General features: G+C 62.7%; 18 protein-coding genes and 1 pseudogene. 11 read left to right on the forward strand and 8 right to left on the reverse strand.

Translation table 11 applies throughout. From position 1 onward, the window contains the following. Nucleotides 1-6 precede the first annotated feature (6 nt). Entirely contained in the window at nt 7-1,413 is a 1,407-nt protein-coding gene (locus THIX_RS12455; RefSeq protein WP_233224541.1) for a sigma-54-dependent Fis family transcriptional regulator, read from the reverse strand. A gap of 112 nt (nt 1,414-1,525) precedes the next feature. Between THIX_RS12455 and THIX_RS12460 the strand changes: the two genes are divergently transcribed. From THIX_RS12460 to THIX_RS12480, 6 genes are all read left to right on the forward strand, one after another. After that, on the forward strand, nt 1,526-1,891 hold the full coding sequence (locus THIX_RS12460) for a metalloregulator ArsR/SmtB family transcription factor (protein WP_158540879.1): 366 nt from the start codon (nt 1,526-1,528) through the stop codon (nt 1,889-1,891). 725 nt (nt 1,892-2,616) lie between these two features. Next, nucleotides 2,617-2,811, forward strand: a complete 195-nt coding sequence (locus THIX_RS23035; RefSeq protein ID WP_146748540.1) for a hypothetical protein — start codon at nt 2,617-2,619, stop codon at nt 2,809-2,811. A gap of 84 nt (nt 2,812-2,895) precedes the next feature. Then, nucleotides 2,896-4,380 carry a TolC family protein gene (locus THIX_RS12465; RefSeq protein ID WP_233224542.1) on the forward strand — a complete coding sequence of 495 codons (1,485 nt, stop codon included), beginning with the start codon at nt 2,896-2,898 and terminating at the stop codon, nt 4,378-4,380. 170 nt (nt 4,381-4,550) lie between these two features. Continuing rightward, a complete protein-coding gene (locus THIX_RS12470) occupies nt 4,551-5,456 on the forward strand; it encodes a hypothetical protein (protein ID WP_146748541.1) in 906 nt (301 codons plus the stop codon). Nucleotides 5,457-5,489: 33 nt separating this feature from the next. Continuing rightward, on the forward strand, nt 5,490-8,600 hold the full coding sequence (locus tag THIX_RS12475) for an efflux RND transporter permease subunit (RefSeq protein WP_112488344.1): 3,111 nt from the start codon (nt 5,490-5,492) through the stop codon (nt 8,598-8,600). Nucleotides 8,601-8,675: 75 nt separating this feature from the next. After that, nucleotides 8,676-9,665, forward strand: a complete 990-nt coding sequence (locus THIX_RS12480; protein WP_112485886.1) for a permease — start codon at nt 8,676-8,678, stop codon at nt 9,663-9,665. Nucleotides 9,666-9,968: 303 nt separating this feature from the next. On the opposite strand, the gene THIX_RS12485 is transcribed toward THIX_RS12480, so the two are convergent. The 7 genes from THIX_RS12485 to THIX_RS12510 all read right to left on the reverse strand — a co-directional run bounded on the left by THIX_RS12485 (nt 9,969) and on the right by THIX_RS12510 (nt 12,709). After that, a complete protein-coding gene (locus tag THIX_RS12485) occupies nt 9,969-10,175 on the reverse strand; it encodes a DUF2892 domain-containing protein (RefSeq protein WP_112486478.1) in 207 nt (68 codons plus the stop codon). A 65-nt stretch (nt 10,176-10,240) separates the two neighbouring features. Continuing rightward, nucleotides 10,241-10,744 (reverse strand): hypothetical protein, encoded by a 504-nt coding sequence (locus tag THIX_RS12490; RefSeq protein ID WP_199195252.1) that lies wholly within the window; start codon nt 10,742-10,744, stop codon nt 10,241-10,243. A 40-nt stretch (nt 10,745-10,784) separates the two neighbouring features. Next, on the reverse strand, nt 10,785-10,922 hold the full coding sequence (locus THIX_RS23425; protein ID WP_158540836.1) for a hypothetical protein: 138 nt from the start codon (nt 10,920-10,922) through the stop codon (nt 10,785-10,787). Continuing rightward, on the reverse strand, nt 10,906-11,541 hold the full coding sequence (locus tag THIX_RS12495) for a class I SAM-dependent methyltransferase (protein WP_199195253.1): 636 nt from the start codon (nt 11,539-11,541) through the stop codon (nt 10,906-10,908). The genes THIX_RS23425 and THIX_RS12495 overlap by 17 nt, the downstream gene beginning before the upstream one ends. Beyond that, nucleotides 11,538-11,783, reverse strand: a complete 246-nt coding sequence (locus THIX_RS12500; protein ID WP_112485887.1) for an SHOCT domain-containing protein — start codon at nt 11,781-11,783, stop codon at nt 11,538-11,540. The genes THIX_RS12495 and THIX_RS12500 overlap by 4 nt, the downstream gene beginning before the upstream one ends. Continuing rightward, on the reverse strand, nt 11,780-12,151 hold the full coding sequence (locus THIX_RS12505; protein WP_112485888.1) for a helix-turn-helix transcriptional regulator: 372 nt from the start codon (nt 12,149-12,151) through the stop codon (nt 11,780-11,782). Before THIX_RS12505 ends, THIX_RS12500 begins: the two co-directional genes overlap by 4 nt. Nucleotides 12,152-12,247: 96 nt before the next feature. Next, the gene (locus tag THIX_RS12510; protein WP_199195290.1) at nt 12,248-12,709 is read right to left on the reverse strand and encodes an HD-GYP domain-containing protein; all 462 of its coding nucleotides are present in this window, start codon (nt 12,707-12,709) and stop codon (nt 12,248-12,250) included. Nucleotides 12,710-12,862: 153 nt separating this feature from the next. Between THIX_RS12510 and merR the strand changes: the two genes are divergently transcribed. The 5 genes and pseudogenes from merR to merA all read left to right on the forward strand — a co-directional run bounded on the left by merR (nt 12,863) and on the right by merA (nt 16,307). Continuing rightward, the gene (gene merR, locus THIX_RS12515) at nt 12,863-13,312 is read left to right on the forward strand and encodes an Hg(II)-responsive transcriptional regulator (protein WP_112486479.1); all 450 of its coding nucleotides are present in this window, start codon (nt 12,863-12,865) and stop codon (nt 13,310-13,312) included. Between the two features lie 116 nt (nt 13,313-13,428). Continuing rightward, nucleotides 13,429-13,785, forward strand: a complete 357-nt coding sequence (gene merT / locus THIX_RS12520; RefSeq protein ID WP_112486480.1) for a mercuric ion transporter MerT — start codon at nt 13,429-13,431, stop codon at nt 13,783-13,785. A gap of 11 nt (nt 13,786-13,796) precedes the next feature. Then, a complete protein-coding gene (merP, locus tag THIX_RS12525; protein WP_112486481.1) occupies nt 13,797-14,075 on the forward strand; it encodes a mercury resistance system periplasmic binding protein MerP in 279 nt (92 codons plus the stop codon). Between the two features lie 115 nt (nt 14,076-14,190). Further along, nucleotides 14,191-14,599, forward strand: a pseudogene (gene merC, locus THIX_RS12530) (organomercurial transporter MerC). A 40-nt stretch (nt 14,600-14,639) separates the two neighbouring features. Beyond that, nucleotides 14,640-16,307, forward strand: a complete 1,668-nt coding sequence (merA, locus tag THIX_RS12535) for a mercury(II) reductase (protein WP_112488346.1) — start codon at nt 14,640-14,642, stop codon at nt 16,305-16,307. Nucleotides 16,308-16,575: the final 268 nt, after the last annotated feature.

The raw sequence follows: 16,575 nt of genomic DNA on the forward strand, positions 1-16,575 counted from the left end.
AGCTTGTTAATCGGCAATTCTGTTGCGCACTGTTTCACGTGACAGCCCGTACCGCTGCATCTTCGCATAAAGAGTGCTTTTGGCAATACTCAATTGACGCGCAGCCAGCGTAAGGTTTCCCCCAGTGGCGGCAACAGTTCGATTAATCAAATCTCTTTCCCCTTCGGCAATACTTTGCATGTCCCCGCCAATAGAGCTAACCGGTCCGGCCGTCGATTTCTCGGTAGCGGCAAGCTCCGATGGCAAATCAGCACATGTCACCATTTCCCCATCACTCACGAGGACCGCGCTCTCGATAACGTTGCGCAACTCCCGCACATTTCCTTCCCAAGCGTTCAACTCCAATTGCCGGATGACGGCTGGGTTGATGGTGCTGCGTTTCAAACCCTGTTTGACGCGGAAGTGGTCAAGGAAAAATTGAGCGAGCGTCGCGATATCGCCCTTGCGTTCACGCAGGGGTGGGATGCGCATGCTGGTCACGGCCACGCGGTAATACAGGTCCATACGGAAGCGGCCGGCGGCCACTTCTTGGCGCAGATCGCGATGGGTGGCGGCGATCAGATGGAAGCTCACCTTGCGCGGCGCTGTCTCGCCCAGTCGGTAAACCTCGCCTTGTTCCAGGACACGCAACAAGTGGGGCTGCATGTCCAACGGCATCTCGCCGATCTCATCAAGAAACAGGGTGCCGCCGGCTGCGGCTTCGATCTTCCCTGCAAGTCCGCCTTTGCGTGCGCCCGTGAAAGCACCGTCAGCGTATCCAAATAATTCACTGGCCAGGAGTTCTCGCGACAGGCCTCCGCAGTTCAAGACGACGAAGGGTGTGGCACCGCCTCCATGGATACCGCGAGCGAACTCCTCCTTGCCTACGCCTGTTTCTCCCAATAGCAGCACCGAGGCTTTAGCTCGCGCGATTTGGCGGGCTTTGGCGATGATGGCCTGCATCGCAGCGTCCGATGTGATGATGCCGGCGAAGGGATCCTTTTCGGTCTCGCTGGCCTCGGATGGGGCAGTTGCGTGGCGTTGGCTGAGGGTCGTCGGCGGTGTTGAAATACACGCCTTGAGCGAAGGGATCACCAGGAGCGTGCCGAGATGCTCGCCGTGATCGACGATGGATTCGATCCATTCGGGGCGAATCCACGACGGGATCGTGCCTCGTGTCAGACTGCGGCGCAGCGTGCCTGCGGCAAGCTCTGGAATGCGGCGTGAGGCGGGCCATTCAAATTCGCCGCCGGCTGCAAGGATAGCCACATGTGCATGCTCGTTAACCTGGACGGGAAGCCCACGCCTGTCGAATAACACGGCGCCCTGGTTTCCCAACGATGCGCTGTGCTGCGCCCAATAGTTGAGTAGGCGGTAACGGCGCTCCATCTCGCCAATGGTGAGACGGTTTTCAATCCGGTTCGCCGTGGCCACGACCCCGGCTTTGGCTATCTGAAAGCAACGATGCGGTACAACGGCAGGTATGCACTCGCGGCGAGGGTCGCTAACCTTTGACTTGCCAGCTTCTATGTGCTTCTATGCGCATATGTCCAAAGCAGCCAATTTCTTCAAACTCTTCGCCGATCCAACGCGCTACCGGATTCTCCACTTGTTAACGCTGGATGAATGTTGCGTGTGTGAGCTCGTGGATGCGGTGCAAACTCCACAGTACACAGTCTCACGCCACCTCGCCGGATTGCGTAAGGGAGGATGGGTGGTGGAACGGCGTGATGGAACCTGGATCTACTACCGCCTCGCCCCCGAGCATGCTGCCCTGATCAAGGCAGTGCTGCAAATCGTCCAAGCCCATGACCTGGATGCGCAGTTGCTCACCGCGGATGCGGCTCGACTTCAAACGCGGTTAGACATGCGAACAGCGGGTCGCTGTACGTTGGGCTACGGCATCGTATAACTTTTTTACTTTCTAATATGCGTAATTGCCCATATACGCGCATAGCATGCGTGGCGAACGGATCCCATCAACCCCATGCCCTCCATGCGTGCCACAGCCGGCGACCAGTTTCGAAGAACCAAAGCGTCGTCCTGTGCCCAGTTTCGAACGGGTTGGGGTGGCGTATTGCTGTTCGCTCTGCTGCTCGGCGGCTGTGCGAGTTACCAACCCCAGCCTCTCATCCCAGCGCAGGATGCCGCCGCACTTCAAGCACGAGACGTGAATGCAGCGGGGTTGCGGGCTTTCCTGGCAGCCCATGGCCAAACCGTGACGCCATGGCCACTGCCTTCTTGGGATCTGAGCAGCCTGACTCTGCTGGCTCTGTACGACAACCCCCAATTCAAGGTCGCTCGCGCGCAATGGCAACGGGCTCGCGCTGGAACGGAAACTGCAGCGCAGTTGCCCAACCCATCCCTTCACCTTTTCGAGCAACACCACAGCTTGGCACCGGCAGGCCTCTCGCCTTGGTCCTATGGCCTCGCGCTGGGAATCCCTTGGCAGAGCACAGAACTGCGTCAAGCGCGTGTCGCCCAAGCCGATGCGCTGGCAGACGCGGCCGATCTCGAACTGGCGGCGGCTGCCTGGCCGATTCGAAGCGCAGTCAGGGTGCGATTCNGGATGCGGTGCAAACTCCACAGTACACAGTCTCACGCCACCTCGCCGGATTGCGTAAGGGAGGATGGGTGGTGGAACGGCGTGATGGAACCTGGATCTACTACCGCCTCGCCCCCGAGCATGCTGCCCTGATCAAGGCAGTGCTGCAAATCGTCCAAGCCCATGACCTGGATGCGCAGTTGCTCACCGCGGATGCGGCTCGACTTCAAACGCGGTTAGACATGCGAACAGCGGGTCGCTGTACGTTGGGCTACGGCATCGTATAACTTTTTTACTTTCTAATATGCGTAATTGCCCATATACGCGCATAGCATGCGTGGCGAACGGATCCCATCAACCCCATGCCCTCCATGCGTGCCACAGCCGGCGACCAGTTTCGAAGAACCAAAGCGTCGTCCTGTGCCCAGTTTCGAAGGGGTTGGGGTGGCGCATTGCTGTTCGCTCTGCTGCTCGGCGGCTGTGCGAGTTACCAACCCCAGCCTCTCATCCCAGCGCAGGATGCCGCCGCACTTCAAGCACGAGACGTGAATGCAGCGGGGTTGCGGGCTTTCCTGGCAGCCCATGGCCAAACCGTGACGCCATGGCCACTGCCTTCTTGGGATCTGAGCAGCCTGACTCTGCTGGCTCTGTACGACAACCCCCAATTCAAGGTCGCTCGCGCGCAATGGCAACGGGCTCGCGCTGGAACGGAAACTGCAGCGCAGTTGCCCAACCCATCCCTTCACCTTTTCGAGCAACACCACAGCTTGGCACCGGCAGGCCTCTCGCCTTGGTCCTATGGCCTCGCGCTGGGAATCCCTTGGCAGAGCACAGAGCTGCGTCAAGCGCGTGTCGCCCAAGCCGATGCGCTGGCAGACGCGGCCGATCTCGAACTGGCGGCGGCTGCCTGGCAGATTCGAAGCGCAGTCAGGGTGCGATTCATAGGACTCGATGCGGCGCTGCAGAGCGTTGATCTGCTGAGGTTGGAACGCGCCCTTCGCAAGAGAGCGCTGGAATTGCTGCAGCAGCAAGACGTGCTGGGAGCCATCACCGCCAGCACATTGTCCATGGCACGCATCCAGGAGCAGCAGGCCCAAGCGGGAGTGCTGAGCGCGCAAGGTCAAGTTGCCGATCAGCGCGCAGCCCTGGCTGGCGCCCTCGGTCTACCACTGGATGCCCTGGCCCATCTGCGGCTAGATTTTTCAGGCATTCAAGACCCGCCTATGCGCAAGCGGTTGCCTTCCCCTGCCATGCAGCGTGCGGCATTGCTTGACCGCTTGGATATTCGCGCTGCACTGGATCAGTATTCCGCGGCCGAGGCCGGCTTGCGTCTGGAGATTGCCAGGCAATACGCGCAATTTCAGCTTGGCCCAGGCTACGAATGGGACCAAGGCGACCAGCGCTGGACACTGGGACTGTCGCTGAGCCTGCCGGTGTTCAATCACAACCAAGGACAAATTGCCGAGGCCAATGCGCGGCGCGCCGAGGTGGCTGCCCGCTTCCAGGTCCTGCAGCTTCACGTTTTGACGCAAGTCGAGCGTGGCTTGGCCGCTTATCAAAGCTCCGTGCAGATCTGGAATGCGACGAACAACATCGTGGCAGAGCAGCAGCAGGATGCGCAGCAGATCTCCGCCCAGTTTGCGGCTGGGGAGGTCGACCGACTGGCCACCGTGCGCGCTCAACTCCAGACGGTTGCTGCGAGGCTGCATCGCCTGACGGCGCAGGTGGAGAGCGAACGCGCGTTGGGGCGCCTTGAAGATGCTGTGCAGCAGCCCTTGGACGGCGGCGCGCCATTGCCACCCGTCGCCACGCTCGGCCTCCGCCAAGCACCTCACGACAAGCAAGGATCCCGATGAAGAAGCAATTGGCTGTTGTCTTTCTAGGCACGCTTTTGGCCCTTGGCATCGGCCTGCGGGCACGCGCGGATCGTGATGGCGATCATGACCAAGATGCCGGATCCAAGCCCGAGTCGGCAGGCATACGTCCCAACGCATCACCCTCCGAGCCACTGATCCGCGGTGCTGAGATGCTCGAACTGAGCAAGGCTGCCCAGGCACTTGCAGGCTTGCAGACGCAGCCTCTGCGAGCGTCCCATGACGTCCCCGAGACGCAGGCCTATGCCGCCGTCGTCGACTTGCAGCCCCTGATTGACTGGCGCGGGCGCTATCAGGATGCCCAGGCACAAATGGCCATCACGCAGTCGGCGGCGACTGCAGCGGCTCAAACGGAACAACGCCTGCGTAGCCTCTACCAGGCCGGACATAACGCGTCACTGCAAGCCGTTCAATCGGCACAGGCGACCCTGTTGGCAGACCAGGCACGCGCCGAGGCGGCTCAGGCCAATGCGCGCATGCTGCTCGATAGCGCACGGCAGCAATGGGGGATGGTTCTGACCCGTTGGGCCGCAGAGCCCCACGCCAGCCCATTCGAGGCCCTAGCCTTGCGCCAGCAAGTCCTGTTGCGCGTCACACTTCCCATGGGCTCTGCCATGGAACATCCTCCGGCTCGCATTCAGGTTGCGGGGCCGGATCGGGGCGCGCAAGCGAGCGCACTCTTCATTTCGGCGTCGCCTCAAGCCGATGCCTACGTGCAAGGACCGGTCTATTTTTACCGCACGCCTGCCGGTACGCTGGCAAGCGGCATGCGGCTCGTGGCCGATCTGCCCCAGGCGGGCACACCCACGGGTGGCGTGCTGATTCCCGCTTCCGCGCTGGTTTGGCATGCCGACCAGCCCTGGGTGTTCATGCAAACCGATGCGATGCATTTCGCCCGAGTCAAGGTTTTAGATCCGGTCGCGGCCCAGGGCGGGTGGTTTGTCCATCAAGGCTTCCACCCAGGACAGGCGATCGTGACCACGGGCGCACAAACCCTGCTTTCTGCCCAACTGGCCTCCAAAAATGGCAGCAGCGCCGGAGACGATGACGATGATTGATGCCTCCCCGTGCATCTGCCCCGGGAGGGCGATGTGATCGCATCCATCCTCCGGTTTTCCATCCGGTTTCGCGCCGTCGTGATGGTGTTGGCCGTCCTGGGGCTGGCCTACGGCATCGACCAATTGCCGCAAACCCGACTCAATGTCTTTCCAGAGTTTGCGCCTCCACTGGCTGTGGTGCAAACGGAGGCCCCAGGCCTGTCCGCGGAGCAAACTGGAAAGCTCGTCACCCAGCCGATCGAGAACGCGCTCAACGGACTGATCGGGCTTCGAAGCATGCGATCCCGATCGATCCAGGGTCTTTCCGTGATCACGTTGACATTTCGGAATGGCACCCCGATCGAGCGCGCCCGGCAGTTGGTGGCGGAACAGCTCACGACGGCGGCAACGCATCTGCCGCTGGGCGTACAGCCACCGCGGCTGACTCCACTGACGTCATCGACCAGCGTGGTTCTGGTGACCGGACTGAGCTCGACCGTGCTCACGCCGATGCAGTTGCGCACGCTCGCCGATTGGACCGTGCGCCCGGCGCTGATGAGCGTGCCTGGCGTGGCGGACGTCACCGTGTTTGGCGGCGGCATTCGGCAACTACAAATCCAGGCCGATCCGCAACGGCTCGTCCGCTACGGGCTCTCTCTGCAGGATGTCTTGCAAGCGGCCCGGCGCGCCACCGGTGTGCGCGGTGCTGGTTTCATCGAGAACCGTAACCAGCGGATTGTTCTTCATACCCAGGGACAGACCACCACTGCGGCGCAGTTGCGTCAGGTGGTGCTGGCCTATCACCATGGCGTTGGCATTGCGCTGGGTGATGTGGCCCAAGTCGTCGATGCTCCCGCACCGGCCATCGGCGGCGCAACCATCGACGGCATGCCGGGCGTGGTGCTCGACATCGATGAGCAGTACGGCGCCGATACGCTCAAGGTGACCCATGCCATCGATCGGGCCCTGCAGCAGTTGCAGCCGTTGCTGAGATCGCAGCACGTCACCTTGCATGCCAGCCTTTTTCGGCCGGCCAGTTTCATCGACACCGCCATCCATCACCTGCGTACGGCGCTCCTGCTGGGTACGGCCCTGGTCATCGCTGTACTTTTCTTGTTTCTCTTCAACGTCCGCACCGCAGTGATTTCAGTGCTTGCCATTCCTTTTTCCTTATTGGCAGCCGTCGTCGTCCTGCAGCACTTCGGCGTCGGGCTGAACACCATGACCCTCGGAGGACTTGCCATTGCCCTTGGCGAGGTGGTGGACGATGCCATCGTGGATGTGGAAAACATCTTCCGACGACTTCGAGAAAATCACGATCGACCTCAACCCTTGCCTGCAGCCCGGGTGATCTACGCAGCCTCCTTCGAAGTCCGCGGGGCCGTGGTTTACGCCACCTTCATCGTCGCCCTGGTGTTTCTGCCGGTGCTGATGTTGTCGGGTGTGGCCGGCCGGCTCTTCGCACCCCTGGGCATCGCTTACATCAGCGCCATCCTGGCATCGCTTGCCGTGGCGCTCACCATCACGCCGGCACTCGCCAGTGTGCTGTTGACGCGCACGACCTTGTCTTCCGAAGACCCGCCCCTGATGCGTTGGCTCAAGAAAAACTATGCCCCCTTCCTGCATCGTTCACTCAACTGGACCCGCACGACACTTGCGATCGTCCTTTTGGGGATCACCGCCGCACTCTTGAGCGTGCCGTTCTTCGGGATGCAGTTTCTGCCGCCCCTTCAGGAAGGGCACTACATCCTGCACGTGGCCTCGGCGCCTGGAACGTCCTTGGCGGAGTCCTTGCGTTTAGGCCGCCAGTTGTCCTTGGCCCTGGAAAAAATTCCAGGCGTTCGCTCCATCGCGCAGCGCGTGGGCCGGGCCGAGCAGTCCTCCGACACCTTCGATGTCAATGCCGGCGAATTCGAAGTCGATCTCACACCAGGGCTCTCCGGTGCTGAGCAGGCGCGTGTCTTGAACGCCATCCGGCAAGTTCTCAGTCAGTTTCCCGGCATCAATTCGTCGGTCGAGACCTTCCTGGCGGAGCGGATCGAAGAGACCATCTCCGGGCACACGGCCCAGGTCGTCGTCAATGTTTTTGGCAATCGCCTCGATGCGCTCAATACAACCGCACGCGCTGTGGCGCAGGTGTTGCGGCAAGTGCCGGGGGCGGTCGACGTGCAGGTGCAGTCGCCGCCCACGGCGCCGCAGTTGGCCATCCGGTTGCGTCAAGCGAGTCTGGCCCGCTGGGGTTTTGCGCCGATCGACGTGCTCGACACCATCCGCACCGCTTACGCCGGGTCTGTCGTTGCGCAGACTTATCAAGGCAACCGCGTGTTCGATGTCACGGTACTGCTCAGCCCGAAGGAGCGGCAGAACCCGCTGCAAATCGGCGGATTGCCGCTCCGCAACTCCGATGGTGTCATGGTGCCCTTGCGGGAATTGGCCGCCATCCATGAACGCAGTGAACCCAGCTTGATCGCCCATGACGATGGCAAACGCGTGCAGACCGTCACCGCCAATGTCAAAGGCCGCGCGCTGAGTGCCTTCGTCCAGGACGCCCGAAGACAAGTCGCCGCCGACGTGACGCTTTCCCATGGGGTCTACACCGTCTTCACCGGGGCGGCCGAAGCGCAGGCCCGCGCGCAACGCGAACTGCTGATCCATGCCTCGTTGGCCGGCGTCGGGATTGCTTTGCTGCTGTATATGGCCTTGCGCAGCGCCAGGTTGCTGTGGATCGTCATGTTCAATTTGCCCTTCGCCCTGGCGGGTGGCGTGCTGGCTGGCTGGATCACGGGTGGAGTGCTGTCGCTCGGGGCGCTGGTCGGTTTCGTGACGCTGTTCGGCATCACGCTCAGGAATTCACTGATGTTGATGTCCCGCTACCGCGACATGGTGTTGAGCGAAGGCGTCACCTGGGGGCCTGATGCAGCATTGCGCGGCGCGATCGAACGACTGGCGCCGATCCTGATGACGGCCTTGGTCACGGCTCTGGGTCTGCTCCCCCTGGCCCTCACGAGTGGTGCGCCGGGCAATGAGATCGAGGGGCCGATGGCGACCGTGATTCTGGGAGGGCTGCTGACGTCGACGATCTTGAACCTTCTGGTGCTGCCGAGTCTGGCTCTGCGCTATGCACGGTTCGAGCCCAGTGCCATGATGGAAGACGGTGCGTTCTGACGATGGCGCACGCATCCGCAATTTCTCCGGATCCGCGCAACATCACGACCGAGCGAGACCTGATCGCGAACTGTCATGAATCCAACCTGGGTTGTATTGCTCCACACCGCACTCGACTATGCGGTCGAGTTCGCGGAGGTGGCCGTTTTTGGCTTTCTGGTGGCTGGGTTGCTTCAGCAATTCGTGCGCGCGCAGGCCCTGCAGCGGCTGGTCAGCGGCGGTGTCGTACGCGCCAATCTGGCGGGAGCATTGATCGGGTTCGCGACCCCTTTGTGCTGCTGTACCGCCATTCCGACGGCCATGAGTTTGTTCAGGCAGACCCAGCGTGCCGGCCCCGCCTGCGCCTTCCTCATCGCCACCCCCTGGTTCAATTGGTATGGCTTGAGCGCGCTGATCATATTTCTGGGACCTCGAAACGGCGTGGCCGTCGCGGCAGCCGCCGTGCTCACAGGGTGGGGAACCGGAATGCTGGTTGATGGGTGGGCCCTGCGGTCAAGCCGCGTTGCGCCCGCCTCGCCGGCGCTTGGCAGGGAGGGCATCGCCGAGGCGTCGGCCACCTGTGCGCCTGCCGAATCATCCTGTGCGACCGAACGCTGCGGTTGTGACTCTGGCGAGTTGGTCTCCGCAGAAGGATCCGGTTGGTTCGACTTCCACGAGCCAGCGCGGAAACTGCGCGCGGCTTTGGGTACGGCCATCGCGCTGTTTCGCGAGCTGGCGCCTTGGATCGGTGCGGGCATTCTGCTTGGCGCGGCGGCCAAGGTGTACCTGCCGGCGGATTGGGTCAGCCGATACCTCAGCGGCGAAGGGATCGCGGGTGTCGGCTTCGCCCTCGTGTTCGCCGGCATCGTGTACACGGACAGCCTCGGCTCGCTGCCCTTTGTCCATGCCTTGCTGGAAAAAGGCATGGGTCCCGGCAATGCCATGATCCTGCTGGTTGCCGGAGTGGGCAGCAACGTCTCGACGCTTGGCCCCGTCGCGCGCGCCATGGGGCGGCGCAGCGCGACGCTTTATGCCCTCGGCGTGCTCGTCATCACCGGGATCTTGGGGCTCGCGCTCAATCGTTAGCCCCTACCGGCCCGAAGCATCAATGGTCGATCGGCAACCAGACACCTTCAATATTGGGCGTCTTTCCTTTTCCCTATGGTTGACTGGCGGCTGTGCGTCTCCAGACGCAGAAGGCTCATCGCATCAGTGCTTCGATGAGTTGTCGCACGGCTGGCGTGCTGTACTCCCGTCCCCCGACGGCCTGCCGGCCGAGGCGCCCTTGCTTGTCGATCAGATAGGTCGTCGGAATGCCCATCACGCCGAAGGCAGGGGCTGCATCAAGCCGACTTGCCTGAATCGACCGCGCCACAACTGGCTGCCGACTCACTCTTTGAAGCCCAGCGCCTTGAACACCAGGGCGGCCGGACAAAAGCCAGTGAAGCCCATCTGGAACAGATTGAGGCCGACGAAGGCCGTCAGCCACAGCCAGGTCGGGTGGAGCAGGTCGACCTGTCCCATGATCTGGGCCAGCACCAGGCCGAGCAGCACCATGAACCCGGCCATGATGCTGACCATACGATTGACTGTCATTGAAATCTCCTTGGACGATGCGCGGGGAAAAGACACAAATCAGAGGCAGGCCTGGCCGACGAACTTCAGTTCGCCGGAGCTGCGGATGCCTGGGCGCGCAAATGGATCTTGCCCTTTGTGGCAAGCTGCGCCACGAGATGGATCGCACTGGCCTCGCTGATCTTGAGTTGTGAAGCCAGCGCAGCGGTATCGACCTCGCCCTGTTGGGCCAGCGCCGCAAGCGCCTCACCCTCCAGACTCTCCATCCAGGTGGCAAACAGCGCATGCAGTTCCGGCGTGGCAAACGCTGCCATCGACGTCGTTGTGTGCAACGCACTGAGCATCTCGGCTTGCATGCCCATGCACATGCTCATCATGTTTTGCATCGGGTTGGGAGCCTCGCCCGCCTGCTGATTGCGCATCTGTCCCATCATCTTCTGCATCATGGCCATCGGACCCTCGCCGCCCGAGCCCATTTGGGCCATCATTTTCCTCATCATGCCCATACCCGTCATCATCGGGTTGGCACCACCGCCCGATTCAGGCTGTGATTCGCTGCCTGTCTTGCTGTCTTGATCTTTCGCTTCCATGTCAATCTCCTGGTGGATGATGCCGTTGATCGTCTCGGCGTTACGGGTGGTTTGTCACCAGCGCCGCACCGAGACCGATGAGGCGGCGTGTCTTGCGGTCCAATGCCCCCTCCGGGCCATAGACCGCTGCATGAAAATGGTTGCCCTGCTCGATGATCGGTTCATGTTGCGCGGGCATGACGTTCTCCTGGGTCGGTTCCATGGGTGCGGGTGAAGATGGCCGCATAGTGGTAAGGCGGCAATTCGACCTGTGTTTCCAGGGCAAAGCCCGCTGGCTCAACCACGGCTTGGGTCTGCGCGGCAGACATGCGCAGTTCGGTGCGCGGCCCCCGTGGTTGACTCAGAACGGGGGTCTGTTCGCGCGCGATGGGGTGCCAGTTGACGATGGCGAACCGCCCGGGCGGTTTGAGAACGGCGGCGATTTCCCGGGCCAATGCCGTCGGGTCTGGCACGCCATGGAAGGTGTTGGCGATGAGGACATAGTCCACCGGCGCGGGGATCAACCGACTCAGCTCCATGGCATCCCCAAGCACCCAATCGCAATGGCCATAGGGCACACAGACGGCCCGAGCTTGCTCCAGCAGGATGGGGTCCAGGTCGAAGCCGATGACGCGGCCCGCGCCGACACGTCGTGCAATCGCCGCGGTGAAATAGCCGTCTCCGCAGCCCAGATCGACCACATGCATGCCCGGCTCAATGCGCAAGGTCGCGATCAAGCCGTCAGGCTCGGGCCACAAGGCCTGCCACCAATCCTGATCGGGCATCGCGGTGGCGGGAAACAAACGTTCCTGCATCATGCTTCGAGATCCTTCTTCATGCGCTGGTAGTCATCGGCGCTGATTGCTCCGCGCGCATATCGCTGATCGAGGATGTCCCGCGCGGTCGACTCACCGCCTGGCCCGCGTCGGTGCATGCCGGAGCCGCCGCACATCGGTCCACCGGTGCCGCGGAACAAAAAGATCAACAGAATGACCAGAAAAATCAGCGGAAAAATCCACATCCAGGGAAATCCGCCCCACGGTCCGTTGAACCCCATCATGATCTCACCTCCAGAGTCGTTGTTGCCGTCGCGGCGCCGGGCCGGCCAGGCCGAGACGCGCCTTTGGTTGGTGGAATCTGGCGAGCATCCAGCCAATTCGCGAGTTCACGCAGGATGCCCGGCAGGGAAGGGTCAGCAAGGCAGTAATAGATGAATGGGCCACGGCGCTCGGCGCGCACCAAGCCGGCTTCTCGCAGCATGCGCAGATGAAAGGAGACATGAGTCTGGCCCATGCCGGTGGCCTGGATGATGTCTGTGACCGGACGGCATTCCAAACCCAATCCACACAAGATGCGCAGGCGGGTCGGTTCGCCCAGCACCTTGAACGCGGCAACCAAGCGGGTTTGCTCGGAGTTGGAGAGTGCCATGGCATCAAATGAATCGTTGTTTATATGAATATCGATTCATATGTTAGTGACTCTTGCGCCCATGTCAAATGCCACGCTTGCGGCAGGCCGAGCGCTTCATCGGGTTGGCCTGAGGTCCAGTCGCTGACTGGTGTGGGAATGCGCCGCGAGCGAACGCATCCCGATGTCCGGAGGGGTGCGCATGACCGCCCACTCCGCGTCGGTGAGTGGGGTTGATTTGCACAGGATGGCATCGGGCACACCAATCTTGCCCAGATCGTGCAAAAACCCACCCAGGCTGACGCGCGCGACCTCTACTGCATCCAGCCCCGCCGCAGCGGCAAGCATGCGTGCATAGCGGGAAACGCGCCACAAATGGCCACCGGTATGCGGATCGCGTGCTTCGACAAACCATGCCATGTTGAGCAGGCTGACCAGCAGGTGATCGGCCGTCTCGTCGGACCCGGGCCGGGTGCGCGGACCAAGCCAGCGTCCGAACCATCCGCTTCGCCACGTCAGCGCACCTTCTTGACGTGGCAGCCCTGCGCGGGTTTGTTCGTCATCGCCTTGTTGCTGCATGGTTCTCCCCCTTTTGTCCGGATGTCCTCATCAGTCGCGCAAGCTGCGCTAACCTGACAGGCAGGAGGGGGAATCTCGATCGAGATGCTTGGCGCCGATCGGCAGTTCGTCCCTTCGCGCAGGGATTTGCAGTCCTGAATCGGAGCCAAGACGATGCAACTTATTTCAAATGGTCTGACCATCGGCACCGTCGCCCGGGCGGCAGGGGTCGATGTCGAAACCATCCGGTTCTACCAGCGCAAGGGCTTGCTGGGCGAGCCCGAGCGCCCGCAGGGCAGCTTCCGCCGCTACGGACCCGATGACGTCGCCCGCCTGCAATTCATCAAATCCGCCCAGCGCCTGGGCTTCAGTCTCGACGAGGTCGCCGGCTTGCTGCAACTCGACGACGGCATGCACTGCGACCAAGCGCGCGAACTGGGCGAACGCAAGCTCATGGATGTTCGCGCCAAGATAGCCGGTCTGCACCGCATCGAAGTGGCCCTGGCCAGGATGGTGCGCGACTGCGGCTCCAGCCTCGGATCCACGTCTTGCCCCTTGATCGAAGCACTGCATGCCCGTGTTCGCGACACGACACTTGAGCACGGCGATCCCGCGCATCCTTGATGCGTCGGGGCGGGGCAAGGCCACAAGACCTTGTCAACCATGGCGCAGCGCCGCTTGACTCCGGACTTTGGTACGGCCCTACAGTGCCACCATCGTCAACCGAACGGAGTTCGTGCATGCCTCAACCGAACCAACCCCATGGGCGTGGCGCCCTGTTCGCCGGTGGGCTCGCGGCCATCCTGGCCTCGACCTGTTGCCTGGGTCCTCTGATCCTGCTGTCGCTGGGCATCAGCGGCGCGTGGATCAGCAATCTGACCCTGCTCGAGCCCTACCGGCCGATCTTCATCGGCGCGGCTCTGGTCGCCTTGTTCTTCGCCTACCGCCGACTCTTCCGGCCCATGACGGCGTGCAAACCTGGCGAGGTCTGCGCCATTCCCCAGGTCAACGCCACATACAAGTTGCTGTTCTGGGTCGTGGCGGCGCTCATCGTCGTCGCCCTGGCTTTCCCTTACGTCGCTCCCCTGTTCTATTGAAAGGAACCCTCATGAACAAGCTCCTGACTGCCATCACCCTCATTTCTGCTTGCACTGTCCCTGCCTGGGCCGGTGTGCAGACCGTCACGCTCGCCGTGCCCGGCATGACCTGCGGGGTCTGCCCCATCACCGTCAACAAGGCCCTCACCGCTGTTCCTGGTGTGGAAAAAGTGAGCGTCAACGAGGTCAAGAAAGACGCCGTGGTCACCTTCGACGATGCCAAGACCAACGTCAAAGCCCTGATCAAGGCCACCACCGACGCCGGCTACCCCTCGGTGGTCTCCCAGTAAGTCGATGGCGCGACGGTTTGCCACACGCCTGGGCCATGCGGCCGAGGCGGCGTGTACCGTCCTTCACCCCCTCGAAACAACGTTGTGCATTGGAGATGCCGTCATGGCCAACCCCTTGAGTTTTCTGACACGTCTCGGCGACAAAGCCGGCTCCCTCGGCGCGGTGGCTTCGGCCATGGGTTGTGCCGTGTGCTATCCAGCCATTGCCAGCATCGGCGCGGCCGTCGGCCTGGGCTTTCTCAGCCAGTGGGAAGGTGTTCTGTTCCACGTCGTGCTGCCGCTGTCCGCCGTGCTCGTCATCCTGGCCAACGGCCTGGGTTGGTTCGCACCGCCAATGGCATCGCACGGCACTCGGCATGATCGGCCCGGTGCTGGTGCTGATTGGCCGCTACAGCCTCATCCGAGGCATCGTGTATCTGGGGCTGGCGGTCATGCTGGCCGTGGCGATCTGGGATCTCGTTTCGCCCGCCCATCGCCGCTGCAGCGCTGATGGCGGCACCTTGGCGGACCAAGCCGGACGTTGATCTTCCCCGAACCGAAACCATCCACCCCAAGGACAAACCCATGCAAACCCTGAGCATCAGCGGCATGACCTGCGACACCTGTGCCATGCATGTCAAGGACGTCTTGGAACAATTGCCCGGGGTGAGATCCGCGCAGGTCTCGTACCCGCACGGCTCAGCCCAGGTTGTTGCCGATGCCGGCGTGCCGTTGGATGTCATGGCGGCGGCCGTGTCCAAGGCCGGTTACTCGGCAAAACTGGCAACCCCGTCGCCCGAGGTGCCGAATGGCCAGCCCGGCGACACCACCGGCCCTGCACGACGCGGCGATGGCCGCGACTTGCGCATCGCCGTGATCGGCAGCGGCGGGGCGGCCATGGCCGCAGCCATCAAGGCGGCCGGCAGCGGCGCGCAGGTCACGCTGATCGAGCGTGGCGTCATCGGCGGCACCTGCGTCAACGTCGGCTGTGTGCCGTCCAAGATCATGATCCGCGCCGCGCACATCGCCCACCTGCGCCGCCACAGTCCCTTCGATGCCGGCATCCAGCCCACCACCCCGGCCATCCTGCGCGACCGGCTGCTGGCCCAGCAGCAGGGGCGGGTGGATGAACTGCGCCACGCCAAGTACGAAAGCATCCTGGAGAGCCAGCCCGATATCACCACCCTGCGCGGCAATGCCCGGTTCAAGAACGGCGATACCCTGGTCGTGCGCCAGCAGGACGGGCGTGAACAGGAGGTGCGATTCGATCGCTGCCTGATCGCGACCGGCGCAAGCCCCTCGATCCCGCCGGTCCCTGGTCTACTGGACACCCCTTTCTGGACCTCTACCCAAGCGCTGGTGAGTGACACCATCCCGCCGCGCCTGGCGGTCATCGGTTCTTCCGTCGTGGCTCTGGAACTGGCCCAGGCCTTCGCTCGCCTGGGCAGCCAGGTCACCGTCCTGGCGCGCAACACGCTGTTCTCGCAGGAAGACCCGGCCATCGGCGAAGCCGTCACCGCCGCGTTCCGCGAGGAGGGCATCACGGTGCTGACCCACACCCAGGCTCGTGCGGTGGCCCATGCCGACGGCACCTTCGTGCTGACCACGAACCTTGGCGAGATTCGGGCCGAGCGCCTGCTGGTGGCCACGGGCCGTGCACCCAACACAGCCGAGCTGAATCTGCAAGCCGCTGGCGTCAAGCTTGATGCGCGCGGCGCCATTGCGGTGGATGACCATCTACGCACCAACGTGCCGCATATCTTCGCCGCGGGTGACTGCACCGATCAGCCCCAGTTCGTCTACGTGGCCGCAGCCGGCGGCACGCGTGCCGCCATCAACATGACGGGCGGCGACGCCGCGCTGGATCTGTCGGCCATGCCAGCCGTGGTGTTCACGGACCCGCAGGTGGCCACGGTGGGCTTGAGTGAGGCCGAGGCCCATCTGCAACACATCCAGACCGACAGCCGCACGCTGAGTTTGGAGAACGTGCCCAGAGCCCTGGCCAACTTCGACACCCGGGGTTTCATCAAGCTGGTCGCCGAAGTCGGCTCCGGACGCCTGATCGGCGTGCAAGCGGTGGCTGCCGAAGCCGGTGAACTCATCCAGACAGCGGCACTCGCCATCCGCAACCGCATGACGGTGCAGGAACTGGCCGATCAGTTGTTCCCCTACCTGACCATGGTGGAAGGCCTGAAGCTGGCCGCCCAGACCTTCACCAAGGACGTGACACAACTATCGTGTTGCGCGGGGTGAGCTGTTCGCGACCCCTTCGCCCCAAGCGACGGTAGCACGCGGATACGTCTTTATGCCCATCGGGGTGTCAGGAACTTTAGCCTATTCCGACCCATCCACTGGGGAGTATGCAACCCGATCCCCCCGAAGTCCCCGCGTCGGTTGATTTGCACTTGCTCGAGGCGGCTTGCACCCATGCAGCCGTCGTCCCCCCCTTCCACCCAACCCCAAGGAACTTTGCCCGATGAAACCCTGCTTGCGTCTGTCCAGCCTTGCCTTGTTCGCACTG

The organism is Thiomonas sp. X19, assembly GCF_900089495.1.
Taxonomy (GTDB): domain Bacteria; phylum Pseudomonadota; class Gammaproteobacteria; order Burkholderiales; family Burkholderiaceae_C; genus Thiomonas_A.